1 protein-coding gene and 1 rRNA gene are annotated in these 3,708 nt (G+C 59.6%); one reads left to right on the top strand and one right to left on the bottom strand.

Going from position 1 to position 3,708, the window contains the following annotated elements; translation table 11 throughout:
• Positions 1 to 111, top strand: a 5S ribosomal RNA gene (gene rrf / locus BLJ79_RS22130); the annotation flags it as partial.
• A 3,401-nt stretch (positions 112 to 3,512) separates the two neighbouring features.
• On the opposite strand, the gene BLJ79_RS23610 is transcribed toward rrf, so the two are convergent.
• The coding region (locus BLJ79_RS23610) for a hypothetical protein (RefSeq protein WP_217641959.1) at positions 3,513 to 3,708 on the bottom strand (196 nt) is incomplete at its 5' end.

Raw genomic sequence — 3,708 nt, 5'->3', positions numbered from 1 at the left:
GGTCATAGCGTGGGGGAAACGCCCGGTCCCATACCGAACCCGGAAGCTAAGACCCACCGCGCCGATGGTACTGCACTCGGGAGGGTGTGGGAGAGTAGGTCACCGCCGGACACCCTGTCCCGGAACCCCCAAGCCTGTGGCTTGGGGGTTCCGATGCTTAACGCCCGTTCCCGGCCCCCGGCACCGCCGGGGGCCGCACCCGCTTAAGGACCGGCACCCGGCCGGCCGGCACCGCAGGAACCAGGGAAACCAACACCCAACCCATATTGCGCAGGTCTATGCGCCCAGGGACTGGCTTTTCGTAGGCGCACCCCAAGGGCATCGTGATGCTTTCATCCGTGGTGATCGGACGTGACCTTCAGGTGAGCCGCATTGAGAAACCCCCTGGCAGCGCCGATGACCGCAAGAGGCAACTGTTGTTAGTGGCCTTGGAAATATGCCCACTGGTGGCCATCCTGAGACCACCATATTTTCCATGCCCGGCCACGAGGGTGGCCTGCTGGCGGTCAGTCAGCCCAAAAGCTCGAATCCCCAGGTGGCTGGGGCTTCGATTCGTTCCCGGGGCACGTGGGGTCCAGCTACGATTGAGTGCCCACCGCTCGGTGGGACAACGGGAGATCGAAACGTCCTGTACGTCTCGAACCGTATTTCCCCGGTTCGGCAGCGAACGCCGATCGAAGCGAGTCGCAGGCTAGGTGTGTCCCGGCCCTGACAGGCACGGCCCATATTGGTGCCGATCCAATGCCAAATTTAGAAGTTTTCTGTTCGGACGCTTGAAAGTCCGTGGCAGGGATTGGACCACACACGGATGTCCATTGGGTTGCGGCCAAATGTGAGCTAAGCCGTGGCCGCAGGTGGACATTTCCTCATGGCCGCTTACAGACAATCTTGCGCTTCCCCGCGTTGGGCCCCCAAGTACCGCCATCCGCCGACAGCCCTCTCCCTCGAGCATGTCCTCGATCCTCGAATCAAGGACCACCGAGCTGAGCTTCGCCGCTGGAGGCGTTCAACCCTGAAGTCCTGGTTAGCCCTGATACGCAATCCCCGCACAATACAGTTCGGCAGTTCAGGCATCAATGAGTATTCGACGCTTTGGGGGCCACCCATTATTGTGCTTGGGTGCCAGCGATATTGCCGTTGGGGGCAGCAACTGCCCGGATGGGAGCCACCTGCCCCAGCGGATCCACGAATGTTGAACGGTGCCGATCTTCACCTGCATGTTCCAGCTTCCGACACCGATCCAGAGGGCGTTGTAGATGATCCGCCCCATGACCGCTTCGTCGTGGACGAAGTGCCGGACCGTAGGCGCCGGCCCGCCTGACGACACTGCGGGCGGAACACCGTCCGGCCGCGGCGGCGTGGCCTTCGCCCACGCAGCGTGCGCAGGCACTTTCCGGTGGTGGGTCCCGGCAATGGCGGTGCCACGCCGGCAGGATTGAACCAGCCATGCTGCTCCGAAGCATTGTTGTAACGCCGATCGAATTCTCAGGGGCAACCGGTCTGTCCCCGGTCCGGCTGGATCCCGGCATGGCCGCGGCCACCCGTCGACGGCAAGGTGGCTTCCAGACATGCCATTGGTGGCTCCCATGGAGGATATTCGCGTTTTCCCGGGATGGTCCCCACCCGCAATATTGCTGGCTCCCACAGGGGCAAATATTCAATCAATGAGGAAAACAAGTTTTCATCTGCACGATCACCTTGTCCAGCGGGGCAACCAACGCGCGGTGCAGGCCAGGAATCAGGTGATACGCCGGCCCAGACGGTGGCGGCCCGAAATATGCCAATTGTGGCGGTGTCTCCGGCAGCCTGCCGAAGATCGCCATTGGCGGTCTGGCGTCTGCTCGCGTATTGCCTGCTGATGCCCTAGTTCAAGCTGGCATATCTCGCCGGCCATGAAGTTCCCCAAGAAGATCTCTCTCCGGTAACCAATGGTGCTGCGTCAAAGCGGCTTGCACGACTAGTTCCGGCTTGAGGGGTCCAGCTCGTGAATTTGTGGATCTACGATATTGCCGGGGCCTAAATGCATCATCCTGCCCGATTAGAGAGGAATCCACGGGACTCAGCCGCGGTGCGTGGAATCCCTTCTTGCGGCCAGAGCTCACCGCAGAGATGAACCGAAGCAAAGGGTGGCTGCAAGGAGGCAGCGGGGAGAATGCATTGTTCGGCCAGGAACAGCGGAAGCCAATTGATCCCGATGCTATCCATGCTTCAGACCACAGTCGACAACAACCGAGAGGATTGTGCATCGACGCCGCAGTAGGTACCGCTCCATTGCCAGGCCGCGCCGCATAACTGTTTTGCTTCCGAATGCAGAACACCCTAGCCGCCGGCGTGGGAAGCCTCGGGAACAGGGAGGGACCAAGTTCTACTTCTGTCTTGATGTGGCAGGATGCCCGCGGTAGTAGTTACCGGGAACTCTCGGTGTAGATCCGCCATTTATGCCGCGGTCGTCAATCCAGCTGAGAATCATGGCAGAGCGGCGCTGGAGTCGCTGCCGTTGGTGTCGGGTTTCCTTATGACCGGAACTCCATGGTCAGGGACGCATGAGGGATCGTCTCAGCAGTTCGGCGACGCGGCTAACTCATGATCGGGAAGGAGCTCGGAGCTCGGCGCCAAAAGGGCGTCACTAGCCCACGCCGAGTCAACCGCACTTCGTTGCAACCTTGAGCAAGTGTCGGATGCGCGTATGGCGCGTACCGAAAATAGCGCAGGCGAACATGCGGCCAGTAGCGACGGCCCCTGGCATGGTCAGGGAAGAGCACGCGCAGGATCCCGATCGCCATCCCCGGTAATCTGCTACCGACGTGAAGCCCAAGCTGACTTGCCGCTACGACTTCAGTGCTCTCTTGCTTACATTGCTGTATYGTCGCGGGGTTCAGATCGGAGCTGGAGGACCATGGCTGCTTTCGACGCACCGGGTCGAACCCAGAGTTCGGTGACAACCTAACAATGGATGAGGCGGTGTCCTGCTTGGTTCTTGTTCAGCCTGTTGGTCAAGGAAATCCTGCTTTAGCTGGATGAAACCGTGCCGAGCTATCAATCGTCCAGATTCGTGCAGCTGCTTGCTTTGGATTACGGGGGTGTCAGCATGGCGCGGATCACTTCCTTCTGTTTCCGCCAATTGGCCTGGTTGGGTGCCGTGGCGGGAGCGCCTTCCCTTTGTTTGCTTGGGTTCTTTGCTGAATCAGTGCAGGTAAGCGTCGATTTGCGGTGGTGGGAAATGGTGTGTATAGTTTTCTAAGTCGCCGCGAGGGACACAGCGGGAAAGCCGCTGGAGGAATCGCCGGGCGACCGAAATCTCTACCAAAACCCCCACCCAGATTTTTCCCGGTGCCTTCGTGCGCCGGAAAAAGTACGGCGGGAATCGCATGCTAGACCAGGTCGGGCCGGAAACGGTGGATTTGCGTCGGGACACGCGGTGGGGTAAGGTAGACAAGTTGCTCYAGAGCGAAGCGCCGGCAGGAAACGTCAGTCCGGGTCGTGGAAGTTGGAAGCGTCTGTTGTTTGAGAACTCAATAGTGTGCCAAGTTTGTTGATACCAATTTATTTATTTTATTGGTGAATGGTTTCAGGGTCCGCACCCCCGTGTGGGCGCCTGGGGCAATTTGCCGGGATTTTTTTACTTGGTGCAACCCGCAACCCTTTTTCCAGGTGGGGCAATTTGCCGGGATTTTTTTACTTGGTGCAACCCGCAACCCTTTTTCCAGG

The sequence above is a fragment of the Arthrobacter sp. UCD-GKA genome (assembly GCF_001863355.1).
Lineage (GTDB): Bacteria > Actinomycetota > Actinomycetes > Actinomycetales > Micrococcaceae > Paeniglutamicibacter.
Note: the sequence above shows the minus strand (reverse complement) of the source record. Positions and strands in the feature narration are given on the sequence as shown.